Origin of the sequence: Myxococcus stipitatus DSM 14675 (genome assembly GCF_000331735.1) — a bacterium.
GTDB classification, from domain to species: domain Bacteria; phylum Myxococcota; class Myxococcia; order Myxococcales; family Myxococcaceae; genus Myxococcus; species Myxococcus stipitatus.
The window spans coordinates 6,441,218-6,457,891 of record NC_020126.1 but is presented as its reverse complement, the minus strand read 5'-3'; the positions used below and the strand labels follow the sequence as shown (position 1 = coordinate 6,457,891).

The 16,674-nt window shown below is 71.0% G+C and carries 11 protein-coding genes; 9 read left to right on the top strand and 2 right to left on the bottom strand.

Annotation, left to right across the window (positions count from 1 at the left end; genetic code table 11):
• Positions 1-4 precede the first annotated feature (4 nt).
• The 9 genes from MYSTI_RS24840 (at position 5) to MYSTI_RS24800 (ending at position 13,320) form a co-directional block, all read left to right on the top strand.
• The gene (locus MYSTI_RS24840; RefSeq protein WP_015350557.1) at positions 5-871 is read left to right on the top strand and encodes a hypothetical protein; all 867 of its coding nucleotides are present in this window, start codon (positions 5-7) and stop codon (positions 869-871) included.
• Positions 864-4,070, top strand: a complete 3,207-nt coding sequence (locus MYSTI_RS24835) for a serine/threonine-protein kinase (RefSeq protein WP_015350556.1) — start codon at positions 864-866, stop codon at positions 4,068-4,070. The genes MYSTI_RS24840 and MYSTI_RS24835 overlap by 8 nt, the downstream gene beginning before the upstream one ends.
• Positions 4,071-4,133: 63 nt before the next feature.
• Complete coding sequence (locus tag MYSTI_RS24830; protein WP_015350555.1) at positions 4,134-6,482, top strand: lantibiotic dehydratase; 2,349 nt, start codon at positions 4,134-4,136, stop codon at positions 6,480-6,482.
• The gene (locus tag MYSTI_RS24825) at positions 6,479-8,035 is read left to right on the top strand and encodes a hypothetical protein (protein ID WP_015350554.1); all 1,557 of its coding nucleotides are present in this window, start codon (positions 6,479-6,481) and stop codon (positions 8,033-8,035) included. Before MYSTI_RS24830 ends, MYSTI_RS24825 begins: the two co-directional genes overlap by 4 nt.
• Positions 8,032-10,356 (top strand): lantibiotic dehydratase, encoded by a 2,325-nt coding sequence (locus tag MYSTI_RS24820; protein WP_015350553.1) that lies wholly within the window; start codon positions 8,032-8,034, stop codon positions 10,354-10,356. Before MYSTI_RS24825 ends, MYSTI_RS24820 begins: the two co-directional genes overlap by 4 nt.
• A gap of 91 nt (positions 10,357-10,447) precedes the next feature.
• Positions 10,448-10,891, top strand: a complete 444-nt coding sequence (locus tag MYSTI_RS24815) for a hypothetical protein (protein ID WP_015350552.1) — start codon at positions 10,448-10,450, stop codon at positions 10,889-10,891.
• A 190-nt stretch (positions 10,892-11,081) separates the two neighbouring features.
• Positions 11,082-11,465, top strand: a complete 384-nt coding sequence (locus MYSTI_RS24810) for a hypothetical protein (protein ID WP_015350551.1) — start codon at positions 11,082-11,084, stop codon at positions 11,463-11,465.
• 135 nt (positions 11,466-11,600) lie between these two features.
• Positions 11,601-12,707 carry an NAD(P)/FAD-dependent oxidoreductase gene (locus MYSTI_RS24805; protein ID WP_015350550.1) on the top strand — a complete coding sequence of 369 codons (1,107 nt, stop codon included), beginning with the start codon at positions 11,601-11,603 and terminating at the stop codon, positions 12,705-12,707.
• A 67-nt stretch (positions 12,708-12,774) separates the two neighbouring features.
• A complete protein-coding gene (locus tag MYSTI_RS24800) occupies positions 12,775-13,320 on the top strand; it encodes a hypothetical protein (RefSeq protein ID WP_144370141.1) in 546 nt (181 codons plus the stop codon).
• Here the strand turns inward: MYSTI_RS24800 and MYSTI_RS24795 are convergent.
• The gene (locus MYSTI_RS24795) at positions 13,317-15,119 is read right to left on the bottom strand and encodes a tetratricopeptide repeat protein (protein WP_233277946.1); all 1,803 of its coding nucleotides are present in this window, start codon (positions 15,117-15,119) and stop codon (positions 13,317-13,319) included. The two genes, MYSTI_RS24800 and MYSTI_RS24795, sit on opposite strands and share 4 nt — an antisense overlap.
• Positions 15,120-15,306: 187 nt before the next feature.
• Entirely contained in the window at positions 15,307-16,494 is a 1,188-nt protein-coding gene (locus MYSTI_RS24790) for a hypothetical protein (RefSeq protein WP_015350547.1), read from the bottom strand.
• Between the last annotated feature and the right edge of the window lie 180 nt (positions 16,495-16,674).

Below are 16,674 nucleotides of genomic sequence, written 5' to 3'. Positions count from 1 at the left end.
CTGTTTGAGTACCACGTCCCACTTGGAGGCCGGGGGCCTCCTGCTGATTGCCGATGCCTCACTGCCCGCGGCGTCCCTCGAGCAGGTGGCGCCCCTGTTGGCGCAGGGCGTGGCGGGCCTCCCGGAGGCCTTGGGGGCTCCGTCGAGCCCCCGGGACGTGGTGCTCTTCGACGGCGTGCTCAAGCCCGAGCACGCGCAGTGGCTTCACCGCGAGCCGCCCGCGCTGCTCCTGGCGACGCGCGAGCGGGACGGCGGCCCTTCCCAGTGGGAGGCGCGGCTGTTGGGCGTGCTCCTCCGCCAGGGCTCCCTGCTGCCGGAGCGGGCGGAGGTGGTGTGCCACCCGCTGCGTGGGGTGGTGGACGTCCAACTGGCGGCCACGGCGGTGGGGATGGCGGTCGAGGCCTCGGAGGGCAGCCGGGTCGCCGCGGGGCTGGCGGCGGATGTCGCCCACGAAATCGCCGTCAACGCGCTTCTCGATGCGCCAGTGGATGCGCGGGGGGCTCCTCGTTATGCACACCGTCGCACCGAGGTGCGCGAGGTGGAGCCCGAGGACGCGTGCGAGCTGCGCTTCGCGGTGGAAGACGGACGGATATGGCTGGAGGTCGTGGACCGTTTCGGGGGACTGCGTCCGGGTCCATTCGCCCGGGCGCTGGAGGGGTGGGGGCGGAAGGTGAAGGTGGACGCGTCGGGCGGCGGCGCCGGTCTGGGGTTGCGGCGCATCCTCGAGCACAGCGACGCGGTGGCGGTGAGGGTGGTGGTGGGGCGGGAGTCGCGAGTCGTTTGCGTGGTGGACCTGGGAGACGCGCGGCGGCGCGCGGCCCAGCCCAAGTCACTGATGTTCTGTTTGCATGAGGTCAGGGTCGGTGGATAGCCAGGGTTCCAACGCCATCATCAGCCGGCTCCGTGTGGGTACCATCACCCACGTACGGATTGCCGGTGTCATCGACGAGACCTTCCCGCTGACGTCGGCCACGCCAGAGCTCAACGGGCTCCTCGTTGTCGACCTGGGGCGGGTGGACCGCATCAGCTCCTTCGGTGTCCGCCGGTGGATTGAGTTCGCGGCGAAGCTGCCCCCGGGAGCGCTGGGCCTCTACGTGGTCCACGCGCCCCCCGTCGTCGTCGACCAGCTCAACATGGTGGAGGGCTTCGCCGGCGTGGCCCGGGTGCTCTCCGTCCTGGCCCCGTACTCCTGCTCCACCTGCGGCGAAGACCGCATGCGGGTGGTGAACCTGGTCGACGACGCGCAGGTCCTCGCAGAGGGGCTCGCGCCGGCGCACCGCTGCCCGGTGTGCTCCAACCCGCTGGAGTTCGCGGACCAGCCGGAGGAGTTCTTCGACTACGGGCGCCGCCAGCAGTTCGGCACCGTGGACCCCGTGGTGATGCGCTACCTGCGCGCGAGCATGCCCACGGAGCAGCCGGAGCTCCCGCAGCACCTGAAGATCGTCCAGGACGACATCACCTTCGTCACCCTGGCCAGCGCGCTGAAGGGCGACCTCAACGTGCGCCGCCTGGCCTCCGGGTTGGAAGGCCGCGTCGGCTTCGACTTCAGCCACGTGAGCAAGGTGGAGCCGGAGGCGCTGGCGAAGCTGGAGCAGGTGCTGGACACGGCCGCGCAGGGCGCCCAGGTGGTGCTGTGCCGCGTGCCCCCGCCGGCGCTCGCCGTGCTGTCGCGCTCGGCGAAGCAACTCCCGGCGCGGCTGTCCACGCTGTGGCTGCCGTGTGAGTGCCGCAACTGCGGCCAGGTGAGCCACCAGCGCATCCTGGCCGCGGACTACCAGGCGCGGCTGCGCTCGCAGCAGACGGGCATGGCTCGGGAGTGTCCCATCTGCGGCGGCACCGCGCAGGTGCCGCACATGCCGCAGTTCCAGGGCTTCCTCGCGCGGGTGCAATTGACGGACAGGCCGCTGGAGGACCTGGAGGCGCTGGAGGCGCGTGCGCTCAGCCAGTACCTGTTCGGCTCCGCCAACGTCGACCCGCAGGCGAACAAGGGCTCGCCCACCGACCTCTCCAACTCGCTGGGCAATACCAAGCTCACCATCATCAAGCGCCTGGGGCAGGGCGGCATGGCGGAGGTCTTCCTCGCCAAGCAGGTGGGCGTGAAGGGCTTCGAGAAGTTCGTGGTGATGAAGAAGGTCCTGCCGCAGTTCGCGCAGAACCCCGAGTTCGTGGACATGTTGTTCGCGGAGGCGCGGGCCAACGCGCGGCTGACGCACCCCAACGTCGTGCAGACCTTCGACGTGGGCGTGTCCGACGGCGTGGCGTACATCCTGATGGAGTACGTGCGCGGGCCGGACCTGAAGCGGCTGGTCGTCGAGCTGCGCCGCAAGGGCCTGGGGCTGCCGCTGGAGCACGCGCTGCGCATCGTCGCGGAGGTGGCGGCGGGCCTGCACTACGCGCACGCCTACGTGGACCCCGCGGGCACGCCGCACCCGGTGGTGCACCGGGACGTCAGCCCCCACAACGTCCTCATCTCGCTGGACGGCGCCATCAAGCTGAGCGACTTCGGCATCGCCAAGGTCGCGGGCGAGGACAACACGCAGGCGGGCGTGCTGAAGGGGAAGATTTCGTACATCTCCCCGGAGGCCGCGTCCGGCCGGGCGCTGGATGCGCGCAACGACGTCTGGGCCCTGGGCGTCGTCCTCTTCGAGCTGCTCACCGGGCAGCTCCCGTTCCGCCGCGAGCACGACGCGGCCACGCTCAACGCCATCGTCCGTGAGCCGGCGCCCGTGCCCTCGCAGCTGCGGCCGCACGTCCCCCAGGACGTCTCCGACCTCATCCTCCGCGCCCTGGTGAAGGACCCTGCGCGCCGCACGCCGTCCGCCGCGGCGATGCGCGAGGAGATTGAAGCGGTGATGGCGCACCACCGCCTGAACTCGTCTCCCGCCGCGGTGGCGCAGTTCTTCAAGGACACGCTCGGCGACCGCCTGGTGGAGTATGCGCCGTCCTCCGGCACGGGGACGGGAGAGCACTCCAAGCCCATGCCCACGGGGACGGGCAGCGGCGATCTGGCGGCCCCCGTCGATGGCAGGACGCCCAACAAGGGCTCCATCGTCGGCGGCACGCCTCGTCCCACGGGCAGCGGGAGCATGTCCGCGCCTCCCGTGGCGGGAAGTGCCCCGCGCCCCGCGCCGGCGGCATCCCGTCCGATGACGCCTCCACCGGTGGCGGCGCCGCGTCCTCAGCAGCCCCCCGCGCCCGCCGCCGCCCGTCCTCCGCAGCCTCCCGCGGCGCCGCGTCCGGCGCCCATGCCTCCTCGCGCGCCGATGCCGCCCGCGGAGTCCGACCTGGACACCGTGGAGCGGACCGAGGTCCTGGTGGTGTCGGGCGGCGGGCTTCCTCCGCACATGGCCGAGGCCCGTCCGGCTCCGGCGCCCCGCCCCTCGACGGCGGGACAGCCCGTCGTCGCCGCGGCCCCGCGCCCGTCCACGTCGGACTCGCAGGCGCTGGGGGCACCCCCTCGGCCGGCCCCGGCTCCGAGAGCCTCCGCTCCCTCCCACCCGAGCCCGGTGCCGGCGCCGCGTCCTCCGGCCCCCGTGCCCGAGGCTCCCGTCGCGCCCACGCCGGACAAGAGCTCGCCGATGAAGTGGGCGGCGCTCGGCGCGGGCGTGCTGATGGTGGTGGCCGTGGTGGCCGTGGTGATGCTGCGCGGCGGTGGCTCCCCGTTCGTCAACCTGGAGGATGGCGAGCACGTGTACGTCGGTGGCGTGCGCATGGAGCCCGGCACGGCGACGCTGGAGGTGTCGCCGTCGGGCCCGCTGCTCATCTCCACGGCGGTGAACGGGCGGCTGCGCCGGTTCGGCACCACGCAGCAGCGGGAAGGGATTGACGTGCGCACGCTCGCGGACGCGATGCCTCAGCCTGGGACTCGCGGCACGTTGAGCGTGTCGAGCACCATGCCGGGCTGTGAGGTCAAGGTGGGTGGAAGCCCGCTGCCGCAGCGCACGCCGCTGACGAGAGCCGCCATCGAGGCCGGTCGGGAGCTGGAGGTGGAGGTCGCCTGTACGGGAGCCGCGAGCAAGCACTGGGTACTGGCGGTGCCGGGGCAGGAGATTGTCGTGATGGTTCGGTAACACGATGCGAGACCTCGGGGCCCTCGCGTCGGGGGCCCCTGGAGGTCGAAGGGCATGTGACCCATGAAGGGCTGGACCCTGTTCCCTCACCTCGTCGTGCGCACGACGGGGTTCCCGTTCGACTGGCTGGAGCGGCTGGGCTGCCCGGAGTCGGCGGAGTGGGCGCGTCGCCTCGAGTCGGAGCGGCGCGGGTTGGTGGCCTTGAGGGAGCAGGGGCCTCGGGTGCGGCGTCCCTCGCGCGAGCTCCTCTCCGCGCTCAAGGCGGGGCGCCCCGTCGACACCGAGGGGATGGAGTCCCCCGAGCGCTTCGCGGATTGGAACACGCGCGCGGCGGCGGCGCAGGAGGCGGAGGCGGGCCTCGCGGCGGCGCTGGAGCGGGAGCTTCCGGCGGTGGAGTCGCAGCTGGCCACGCTGTGCCGTGAGCCGCGCTTCCTGGAGGCGGTGGCCAGCTCCAGTCCCCCCGTGGCCAAGGACCTGCTCGCGGGCCGAGGCGGCTCCCGGGTGCGCAGGCAGGTGGCGAGCTACCTCCAGCGGCTGTGCGCGAAGAACGAGACGATGGGCTTCTTCGGCCCCATCAACTACGGCCAGGTGGACCCGGAGGCGCCGACCGGCGTGTCGCTGAAGTGGTCGGGCCCCGAGACGCTGGTGGGCCGCAACACCTTCGCGGCGTCGTGGTGGGTGCAGGGGGTGGCTCGCGCGATTGCGTTCGACCCGGACATCGCCTCGTGGCTGGTGCCGCGAAAGAAGGCGTTCGCGGAGATGCCCGCGCGGAAGACGGGCGCCATGCCGGTGAGCGCGGAGGACTTGCTGCCTCGGCTGGTGGAGCTGGCGGATGGGACGCGCACGCTGGCGGCGCTGGCCTCGTCGCTGGGGGTGGCGCCGGGACTCGCGCGAGAGGCGCTGCGGCTGGGCTGTGACAAGGCGCTGCTCACGCACCAGCTCGAGGTGCCGACGGCGGTGCACCACCCGGTGGATGACCTGGCGGAGCGGGTCGCCGCGCTGCCGGGCGCGGGGGCTCGGCGGCATGTGGAGGGCTTGAGCTCGGTGCTGGCGTTGATGGCCCGCTACGGCGCGGCGGACGCGAGCGGGAAGATGGCGCTCCAGGACGCGTGCGCGCGGCGGGTGAAGGAGCTGTGGGGCGTGGTGCCTCCGACGGAGCGAGGGCCCGCGTCGGAGTCGCACAACTTCTACCAGGACAGGCTCGCGCTGCGAGAGGAGTGCGGCGGAGACCTTCGCATCGAGGTGAGCGGCGAGCGCGCGCGTGAGCTGGAGACGCGCCTGGTGCCCGCGCTGGCCTGGATGGCGGAGGCGGGGTGGCGCACGCGGGAGGCCGCACGCGCGGCGGTGGCGCAGCGGGTGGGTTCTCGCACGGTTCCGTTCTGGAAGGTCGCGGCGACCACCGCGGACGTGCCGGTGCCGTTGGACGCGTCCGTGGCGGAGCTGCTCGCGAAGGCGATTCCCGATGCGGGGGCGGCCTCGGTGGAGCTGGGGAGTGTGGAGCGCCCGGCTTGGGATGCCTCGCGGACCCTGCCGCTCATCACGTCGGTGGACCTGCTCGTGGGCGCGCGCGACGTGGAGGCGTGGGGGCGGGGTGAGTACACGTTGGTGATGGGGGACATCCACGACACGGCGCTCGTGTGGGGCTGGGCGCTCCAGTTCCATCCCTCACGCGCGAAGGTGGAGAGCGCGATGGTGCGTGCGATGGGCGTGCTGCCTCGCGCGGTGCCCTTGGTGACGGTGCTTCCGTCGCGGCGCACGGGGCTGCTGCCCTCGGAGTTTCCGGGGCCGGTGGTGGAGCTGGGGGGCGTGAGCTCGCGTGCGGCCGCCTGGAGAATCCCGCTGGACGACCTCTTCGTGGAGAGCGACGGCAGGAGCGCGCGACTGGTGTCGAAGCGGCTGGGCTCCGAGGTGTGCCTCTACAACGGCGAGCTGGACAGCGCGGTGCATACCGCGTTCTCGCTCCCGCGCATCCGCTCCCTGCGGGTGTCGATGGGCGACCACACGCCTCGGCTGACGCTGGGCGGCGTGGTGGTGCAGCGCGAGCAGTGGCGGCTGGATGCTTCGGCACGTGACGCGCTGCTGGCGTGCAAGGACGACCGAGCGCGGCTGCGGGTCGCGGTGAACCTGTGGGACGCACGGGGCCTTCCCACCTGCGTCTTCGCGAAGTTCAAGGGCGAGCGGAAGCCCGTGCTCGTGGATGTTCGCAGCCCGCCCTTGCTGCGCGTCTTCCTCAACCTGCTGGAGCAGAAGGAAGATGTGCTCCTCTCGGAGATGTTGCCCGGGCCGGAGCAGCTCTGGCTCCGAGGGCCCCAAGGCCGGCACACGGTGGAGCTGCGCTGCACGTTGATGTGGGGCGGTCCTTCGATGAGCCCTCGTCTGGAGCCGCTCCCATCTCCCGAGGAGGAGGCATGAAGTGGTGGGTGTTGCCTCCGCACCGGGATGTGACGCTGGTTCCTGAAACACCCGAGGGGTGGCAACCCCTGGACCTGGCGAGAGGCTTGACCCGCCGGGTCTTCGCCGCTGAAGCCATCGAGGCCGAGGCCCAGGCTCGCGAGGGCGCTCCGCCGACGCCGCGGTCGATGCGAGAGCTGCTCCTGCTGCGTGTCGCGCAGGGCCTCCGAGCACGAGGCCCCCTCGCGGAGCTGCGCGCCCTGGGCGCGGTGCTGACGGCGCTCTCGAGCCCATCCCACGGTGTCCGGCTGCGGTTGGATGACGTGGAGCTGGAGACAGGCACCACGGAGCGCAGCGCGGATGTCGAGCGCGCGGCGACCCTCTCCACGCCATACGCCCCTGAAGTGGCCACCTTCGCCGCGCGAGTCGCGGGGGCCGAGCGCGTGCGGTTGTGGCTGGAGCGAGACCTCCAGCTTCCCGCCGCCGTGGCGCTGGCGCAGGTGTGCCCGGCGGAGGTGGCGCTGGAGGTCGCGGGGCCTTTCGCGGAGACCCATCGCGACGCGCTGGCGCGGATGCCCTCGTTCCAGCGAGCCACCTTTCCGGAGCACGTTCCTCCACTGCGCTGGCGGGTCGTGCCGCTGGAGGCGGAGCCGAGCCGAGAGGCCATCGTCTGGCTCTCCGATGCGCGGCGCCTCGAAGCTCGTGAGGCCTCCCTGCTGGAGCGCGCTCGAGCTCTCACGGGCGGCGCACGGTGGGCGGGGCATGTGTCGCTCAACTCACTGGCGACGCCCGACGTGCTCGTGGAGAGCGGCTGTCACACGGCGGTGGTGGAGTTCTGCGCCATCACTCCGGAGCACGTGGTGGACATCGACCACCAGCGGATTCCCCGGGCCCTGCTTCACCGTGGCTTCGAGCGGCTGCAGGTGGCCGGAGTTCGCGTCGTCGCGGAGTGGTGGGTGGGGGCGCCTGGGATGGATGCATCGGTCCTGGACTCCACGGCGGCAGCGCTCGAGGACGAGACCTCGTCGTTCTTCGACGCACTGGCGGGAGTGCGCCCGTTCCACCTCTCCGTGGAGCGCCTGGCCCGGAACAGCGAGGTCGTGCGCGGGTGGGGTGTGCCAGGGACGCCTCCGGTGGACCGCGACCTCCGCCGCTCGGTTCCCATCGAGCGCCCTGGGACGATTTCCGCAGCACAGTTGCAAGAAGTGCTCACCTCGCTCGCGGGGCGTCTGTCGAGCCGAGCGCCGCTGAGCCCGGGCCGGGTCGCGGGCGCGTTCCTGGCGCTCCACTCCAGGTGGGAGCGCGGGCCCGCCACGCACCTCCGGCTGGACTCGGACTGCGCGGTGGTGCGGCTCCCGGCCTCTCTCGAAGGGGGGAGCACGCCGTCCTGGTACGCGGCGAACCTCCGCACGGGTGTCGTGCTGGCGATGGACGCGCGGATGGCGCCCGAGCTGTCCCGGCGGACCGAGCCCGCGCCGTTGGCCGAGGTGTTGTCGATGGTGCCCGAAGCGCGCCGCGCGAAGTGGGCGGAGACGTTGGTGTCGAAGTCCATCCTGGAGAGGACTCGCGGATGAGCGAACGCTGGACCTTGGGGGACGTGTTCGTGCTCCGGCACGCGGGCTTCCCCTTCGATTGGCTGGAGTCGCTCGGGGTGTCCGACGCGGTGGTGGAGGAGGCGAGGCAGTTGCTCGTCGAGGAGCGCGCGTTGGTGGACGCGGTGCGCGCACACGGTGACGACTCGGGGAGCCAGGCACTCCAGGACGCGCTGGAGCGAGGGCTTCGTCCCGCGCTGAAGCCCCGGCATGACCCGGCCCTTCGTGACTCCCTCGAGCGCTACCTCGCGAGGCGCGAGTCCCTCCAGGCGCGCTACGCCCAGGAGCGGGCAGACCTCCGCCCCCGGTTGCGCGAGCGCGCGGCGGACCCGGCCATCCAGGAGGCCGTGTTCCTCTCCAGCCCGGCGATGTTCGACAACGTCTGGGCCCGCTACCTGCGCGGAGACGCGCGCAAGGACACCTCCGATGCGCGCAGGGTGGAGCGGCAGGTCTACACGTACCTGCAGCGCTTCTGCGCGAAGAACGAGACGACCAGCTTCTTCGGCCCCATCTCCTACGGCGAGCGCACGGAGGAGGACGGCTTCGACGTGCGCACGGTGCCCAGCGGCGACACGCGCCGCCGCACCTTCTTCTCCTTCTGGGCGGTGACGGAGCTGGCGCGCGCGGTGGGGCGTGAGCGCTCGGTCCGTGCGCACCTGCCGCTGCGGCTCAATCCGCTCTTCACCGTGACGCCCGGCCGCGCCGCGTGCGAAGCGCTGAAGCTGGAGGTGCCCCTGTCGGAGTCCGCGGAGCGGCTCCTCGCCGTGCTGAAGGAACACCCCACGCCCACCGCCGCGGCGAAGGTGCTGGGGGGCGCGGTGGAGGACGTGGAGCGAAGCGCACTGCCGCTGGTGAAGGGCGCGCTGCTGCTCTGGGGCCTGCCCTTCCGCCCCAATGACTTCACCACCTTCGAGAGCGTGCGCGACGCCGTGGCCGCGCTGCCGCCGGAGCTGGAGGCGCGAACGCGGTGGCTGGAGCGGTTGGACACGCTCGCGAGGCTGAAGGCCGAGTTCGAGTCGGCGGACCTGTCGCGCCGTCGGGTGTTGTTGCTGGAGCTGGAGTCACACTTCACACAAGCCACGGGCAAGCCCGCGCGGCGCGGTGACGGGCAGGTCTACGCGGACCGGCTCATCCTCTACGAAGAGGCCAGCTCTCCGTTCCGCCTTCGCTTCGGGCGTCGCTTCACCGAGGAACTCGAGGCCGCGCTGACGGGCCCGCTCGAGCTGTCGGCCGCCTATGGCGAGAAGGTCCAGCGAGGCTTCCGCGAGCAGGTGCGCGACGCACTGGGCTCGGACGAGCGGCCGCTGGACTTGCTGGACTACGCGGTGCGCCTGCGACCGGACCAGGTCTCCGGAAGCCGGTTCTCTCCCGTGCCGCCCGTGCTCCTGGATGAGGACGCCGCGCGCCACCGCGCCTTGCCCTGGGACTTCCTGGGCACGTCCACGCCGGGAGGCCGGTACGCGCTGCCGGATGTCTGCCTCGCCGCGAAGCAAGATGGCTCCGGCTTCGAGGTGATGCTGGCACGCGTGCACCACCACCTGCTGCTGCGAAGCTGGCTGAGCGCCTTCTTCCCGTCGAAGGAGCGCTACTCCGCGGTGGCCTCGCGTTGGCTGGAGGCGGACCCCGCGGCGCGAGGACTCGTCGGCCTGTCCATCCGCCGCCGCAACAAGGGCTTCTACGTCTTCCCGGGCAGGCGACTCGTCTACTCGGTGTCCGACGTGCTCGACGTGGAGGAGGGCGCCCTCACTCCCTCGGACGTGAAGGTGGTGCCCACGCCCCAGGGCCCGCGGCTGGTGGATGGCCACGGCGAGCGGCTCCACCTGTACCTGCCGCTGGACGACTTCTCGTCCTATCCGCCCTTCGCCGCGCTGGCGCATCCCCAGGTGCTGCATGCCCCGCTGCGCACGAAGGGCAGTCACCTGCCTCGGTTGAGCGTGGGCGGCGCGGTGTACCAGCGTGAGCGCTGGGAGCTGTCGTCGGCGCGGCTGGCGAAGGCCACGGGGTTCGACTTGTTCCTCGCCGCGCAGCGCGAGCGGAACGAGCGAGGCTGGCCTCGGTTCGTCTTCCTGCGCAGCTCGAAGGAGCGCAAGCCCTACCTCATCGACACCTCGAGCCCCTTCGCGCTGGACCTGCTCTCCCACCTGTCGCGCGAGGCCGAGCGCCTGTCCGTGGAGGAGATGTACCCGGCCCCCGAGCAGCTCTGGCTCCAGGACGCCCGAGGCCGCTACACCTGCGAGCTGCGCATGCAGCTCACCCGCTGGACTGCGGTTTCCCCTCAGGTCTTCCAGGGAAAGGCGCTTTGACACGAGGGGGGCGTCCGCGAGCAGAATGCCGCACCGCACCGAAAGCCCGGTTTCAATGGGCTTCTGGGATGGCGGGTACCTGGAGAGAACCATGTCCGGAGAGAACACGGCCGAGCCCAAGAAGCTGCGGCGTCCCGTCGCGGAGCTGCGCGCGGAGCTGCTGGAGAACCCTGATGTGAAGGAGCAGGCCCGGCTCCTGAAGGTGGATGTGGCGGCCTATGTCGAGAAGATCCTCGACTACGCGCAGCACCCCGACAAGCCGGCCCAGCTCACCATCACTCCGGACGAGGAGCTGAAGGCCGCGTACCCCGACGCTCCCACCGTGGACGAAATCGCGAACCACATCGAGAAGCTCCGCACCGGCGAGGTGGCCATCAGCCGCGCGCACCAGCGGGACGGCTTCAGCTCGGCGGAGGGGGATGAGCGCTTCAAGTCGGCCCTGGCCACGGACGCGGCCCAGCTGGGAGCCCCTGAGTCACGAAAGAACCCGGCCTCCGCCTCCACTCCCGGTAATTCCGAGAAAAAGGTGGGTTGAGCCGACGCTGAAGCCGTGCGCCGCTCCAACCGCTTGTTTCCAGAGGCTTTTCCAGGCTCCAGAACAATCGCTCGGGCACCACGGAACTTCTGCTGCGAGTCTCCGATAACTCCACTGTCAGGCTTACTTTGGCGGCCCAGCCGCCCACGAAAACCACTTTCTTCCGTCAAAACCTTAGGAGGCTACGACCATGGGACTTCTCGGTAAAATCCTGAATGTCGGTAAGCAGGTCCTCTCCGCCGTCAACCCCATCGCCGGCGCGGCGCTGGGCTTCGTGGAGAAGCTCGCCAAGGGCGAGAACCCGCTGAAGGCGGCGCTGAGCTCCGTCACGGACCTCATCCCCGGCGGCGGCGCGCTCAAGAACATCCTGGGCAAGTTCGCGGGCAAGGGAATGATGGACGGCGCGGGTGGCAACTCGCTGCTGGACGCGGGCATGAAGATGGCCACGGGCCAGGGCAAGGTCACCGACCTCCTGGGCGACCTGTTCAAGGCCAACAAGCAGGGCTTCTCGCCGCAGGGCATGGGCAACGTGGCGGAGCTCGCCGCGCAGCAGATGAGCAAGCTCATCAACTAATCGAACGCCCTTCGCTTCGATGAGACCTGGCGCCGCGCTTCGTTTGAAGTGCGGCGCCGGTTTCGTTTTGGAGAGTCGGTCTGGTACTTCAGTCCTCGTGAACCCTCCGCCGCTCCCGTCCCCTGGAGTTCCGCGATGAGCACCGGCTTGGACGTCCTGGTCCTGGGCGCGGGGGTCGTGGGCCTGTCCGCCGCGAGGCGCCTTTGCGCGACGGGTGCTCGCGTCACGGTGCTGGACGCGGTGGACCCTGGAGGGCGCGGCTCGCGCGCGGCGGCGGGGGTGGCCATCCCCTCGGTCCGCCTCTATGACGACCCGGTGATGCTCGAGTTCTCCCGTGCGGGGCGGGCGGCCCTGACGGACGACCTGGGCTCGCTGCCCGAAGGCGCGTTGCTGCGGCGAGGGCAGGGCATCCTCCGCATCGTCGCCGACGCGAAGGGGCAGGAGGCCCTGGCCCGCAGGGCGAGCGGCTTCCCGGAGGAATTGGGCACCTGGGTGGATGCCGCGCGGCTGGTGGAGCTGGAGCCCGCGCTGGAGGGGACGCCGCTGCTGGGCGCCTTCGAGTCGGCGCGGGGCCACATGGTGGACACGGAGGGCTACGTCAACGCGCTCCTGGGCGCCGCGGCGCGCGCGGGTGTCCGCTTGCGACTGGGTGAGTCCGCCCGCTCCGTGGAGGAGACGGCGCACGGCCTCGAGGTGCGCACGGACCGCGAGGTGCTGCGCGCCGACCAGCTCGTCGTGAGCGCGGGGCCGTGGTCCTCCACGCTCGCGGGGCTGCCCGCGCTGCCGCTCAAGCCGGTGCGGGGACAGATGCTCGTGGTGCACCAGCCCGGCGTGTCCCTGTCGCGAGTCGTCTCCGGCCCCACGTACCTGGCGCCGTGGCGCGCGGGCGAAATCGTCGTGGGAGCCACCGAGGAGGAGGCGGGCTTCGTGGAGAACGTGACGCCCGCGGGCCTGCTGCACTTGAGCGCCACGGTGGCGAAGCTCGCGCCGCGTCTGCGCGAGGCGCGCTTCGTGCGCGCGTGGGCGGGGCTGCGCTCGGTGACGCCGGATGGCCGTCCCTACGTGGGGCTCTTCCCGGGGCTGCGGCGCACCTTCGTCGCGACGGGGCTGGGAGGGCAGGGCATCCTCACGGGCGCTCACACGGCCCAGGCGCTGGTGGAGCTGATGGCGTGGGGGAGGGGAGAGCTCGCCGCGCCCTTCTCGCCCGCGCGGATGGCGTCGCGACCGCCTGTGGGTGAATAGTCGCGAGGCATCTCACGACGGGCTCGAGGCCGGAGCCGTCGAGGGGGACTCCGCAATGAATGACGACATGGCTCGCACGAATCCGCCGTCCTCCGGGGCGAAGCGCCTGCGCCTTCCGTTGCTCCTGGTGACGGCGGTGCTGTCCATGGGCAGCGGCATGGGAAACCCAGGCTGTGGCGACGACGAGCGGCCCACGACGTGTGAGCGGGGTTGCGCCGTCAGCGGCACGTACGTGATGCGCTTCGAGGAGACGACTTCGCTGGGCCCCGACTGCGGAATGGCGGGAGTCACCCTCCCCGAGGGTGAGAAGCTCGTCCTCGAGCGCGAGGGCCGCAGCCCCACCGTCATCGCGAGGTTGGGGAGCATCGGGCTCATCGGCGAGTACTTCGGGACGGGCTACTCCAACCTGTCGCTGAGAGGCGGCGTCCAGGTGCGTGGCCGGGAAGAGCCCGTGTCGGAGCTGGAGTACGAACTCGATGGCTACTTCGACCACGGCCCCACGCGAGAGGACGAAGCGGTGCGCTTCGTCGGGACCTTCTCCGTCTCGCGGGTGAACGTGCCCTCGGGCGCTCCGGGCTGCGTCGTCAGCCGCCGGTTCACCGCGACCCGCTAGTAGAGGCTGACCGAGTCGAACGGGCGATTGAGCTTCGTCCGGGGACGCGGCATGAGGGCGTGGATGGCCGCCGCGTCGCCTCGGGCCAGGGCATCCACCAGGGCCCGGGTCTGCTTGGGCCAGGTGGAGCTGGCCAGGGCCCGGCGCAGGGGCTCCGCCCAGTCGGTCCGCTCGGCGGCGAGGCCCATCCCAGCCAGGCTCTCCGCGGCCATCAAGGGCTCGCCGATGTCGCGTGCGTGCTGCTCGGCGCGCGCGAACCAGTCCACGGCGGACGGCATCTGGCCCGCGTCCAGGAACACGCGCCCCAGCTCCGCCGCGATGACCTGACGATGGAAGGAGTCGCGCAGGGCCTCCGCGCTGACGTAGGCCTGCTGGAAGTGCTCGATGGCGTCCTGGTGCGAGCCCGCGGCGAACTCCAGCCCCGCCAGGCGGTAGCGGTGGTGCTTGGCGAAGTTGACGCCCCAGCGCTCGCTGATGCCCTCGAAGCGCCGCCACGTGTTGATGGCGTCGGTGAACTGCCGCGCCGACTCCTGGAGATAGCTGGCGTTGGAGATGAGGTTGATCTTCAAGTGCGTGGCGCTGGCGTCGTGCAGCTCGCCCACGCAGCGCATGGCCTGCTTCTCCTCCACCAGCGCCTTGTCCAGCTTGCGCTCGAGGAACCACGTCAGCGCGCCGACGTTGCGCAGCCAGCCCTCCTGGAGCGCGCGGTCTTCCGCGGTGCCTTGCGCCAGCGCGGCCAGCCCCGCGGCCACCTCGGCGCGGGCCTGGGGCAGCTCGCCCAGGCGCTTGGTCATCGTCAGCGCGCGGAACATGTGCAGCCGTGCCCGCATCTCCGGAGCGACCTGGCACTCCAGGCCCTTGGCGAACGAGGCCAGGGCCTCGTCGTGGGAGCCGGTGAAGACCTGCACCACGCCGATGCTCCGGTGGAACAGCGCCTTGAGCTCCTCCAGGTCACCCAGGCTGCTCCGGTCGATTTCAATGGCCGGGGTGACGAAGCCCGTGTCCAACGACTCCCAGGCCTGGGCCACGCGCGAGGCGAGGCGTGCGTCCGGGTCTCCCTCCATGAGCCGCAGCCCTTGCTCCGCGGCCAGCAGCGCTCCCTCGTAGTTGGTGGTGAAGAAGCAGCTCCGGATGCCGTGGATGGCGGCGGCCACGCGCGTCGCTCGCTCCTCCGCCGCGTCCACCACCAGCCGCAGGTATCGCCCCTCCAGGTCCACGGCGGGCTCCACCTCGCGCGAGGACCGCGTGCACGTGCCCTCCGCGGTGGGCGCGCGCAGGCGCTTGCTCAGCGAGTCCAGGTACTCGCGCCGCCGGGCCTCGAAGACGGTCGCGCAGTGGGGCCGCCGCATCTGCCAGCCGGTGAACAGCAGCGTCCCCTTCAGCCCATCCAACCGCGCCCACTCCGCCGCGCGCATCATCCCGCGCAGGCTGACCAGGTCGCACTCGCCCGCGCCATGCAGCACCAACGCGCGCCCGGTGGAGCGCAGCGTCTCGACGATGGCCCGCGCGGCCACGCTGAGAATCCAGTACGTCTGTTCGGATTCACGATGGAGCCTGCGCTCGGAGGGCGAGAGCGCCAGGTCGCCCAGGTCCGCGACGCCCTCCATGCTGCCCGGAAACAGCCGGTTCCACTCCGACGGGTGGGCATCCGCGACGGCGCGCACGACGCTGGGGGCGCTGTCCTCGCAAGCGCGCAGCACCTTCCTCAACCCACCGAAGGCGATGGGCAGCGCCACCCCCACGTCCACCTCGATGGCCCGCTCGGGGAGCGTGGTGGGGAGGGCCTGCTCCACGGACACTGCGAAGAGTGCTCCAGCCACAGCGGACGGGGGAGTCACGAAGGCCTCACTCGAGATGGGAGAATCGAGGGTGCGCGTCCGGGAGGTGCCCGCGACGGCGGTGCCGCATCTTCACAATCTATGAGCAGCCAGGCAATTGACGGAGGGTCTGGGACCGGAATGTTTCGGAATGTGTTTCATGCACGGCTCAGGGACGTGACTCGGCGGAGGCGGGTGAGGAGCTCCCGGGCCAAGGCCACCGCCAGAACGACAGGTCCTCCCTGGCGAATGAGATCTCGTTGGCCAGCGCAAATCCGGCGACGTGTTTCTGCAGGTACCTTCGCGGAAGGGATTGCAGCCCTATGGGCACCCACCCGCCCTCCTCGCTCATGACGTAGGCCAGGTCGAGGGTGGCTCCGCGTTGCGACACTCTCTCGAACAGGGTGGTGCCGCAGGGGGTCGAGAGCTCCTCGGCGAGCGCGGCATAGGCCTGAGGATGGAATGGCTCCAGCAGGGGTTGCAGGAAGCGGTTCCGATTGCTGGCCTCCACCAGGGCGATGCAGCGGGTGATGCCAGAGCCGCAGGCGCGTGCCCGCCGTCCGATCGCCACGGGGGTGTAGATTCTCGAGTAGTCGACGCTTGTCCAGATCGCCTCGCGCAGTCGCGCATTCTGTTCGGGGCTCTGGGGGCGCCACGCCGCCGGGGGCTCCTTCATCAAGGCATGGGCCTGTTGCTCGGTGTCCAGGACCCAGGCGGCGCGCTTCGCGCCGTCGACCAGGTCCGTCCGATACATGAGCCACGCGAGGTGGCGCACATCGCGGGCTGCCTCGAGTGCCTGCCCTGTCCGGATGCCCTGGATGAGCCGGAACTTCGTCCACTCCGAGAGCACCGTCATGTGAGGCGACGGGTCGTTGAGCAGATCGTAAGGCTCTGCTGGCTTGATGGGGCGGTTCACCAACAGGTCCCAACGGTCAAAGCGTTGGAGGTCGCGCATCCAGCTGAAGTCCAGCATGGACAGGTCCACGTCCGAGGCGAACCACTCCTGCAGGGATTTTCTCTCCTGCAGGTGGGCCGGGAGCTCCAAGGGCGAGCCCTTGGGCAGCTCACGGCGCTTCTCGCCCCAACCCAGCCAGGAATTGAGCAGGGGACCGGCATCTCCCGGGGAACGGGCCTCATGAAACCAGGGGTCCAGGGCGACCTCTGCTTGCAGCGCGCAGTAGGCGTCCAGACCCTCGGCGAGCTCCTCCTTCTTCGCGTCGAGCTCGGGTTCATACCGGCGAATGAAGAACCACTCGATCAAGACTCCGGCCGCCAAGACGAGGACGCTCACGCCACTGAGCGCCCACAACAAACCCCGCAGGATGCTGCCGTGCGCGGTATTCCCGCGAGTGTTCATGCGGACGAGTCTAGCAAAGCCTGTTGGGCTTGTTTTTGACAGTCCCCGTCGCCCCGTGCGGGAAGGTGCGAGCGGTGTGCGCACGTGCTGTTGACGTCCGAGCGGCGGGTGGCCCGCCCCTCTGGACAGAACCCCGCCCGCATCATCCGTTAGAGACTTCTGGATTGGAGAGGACGTCGC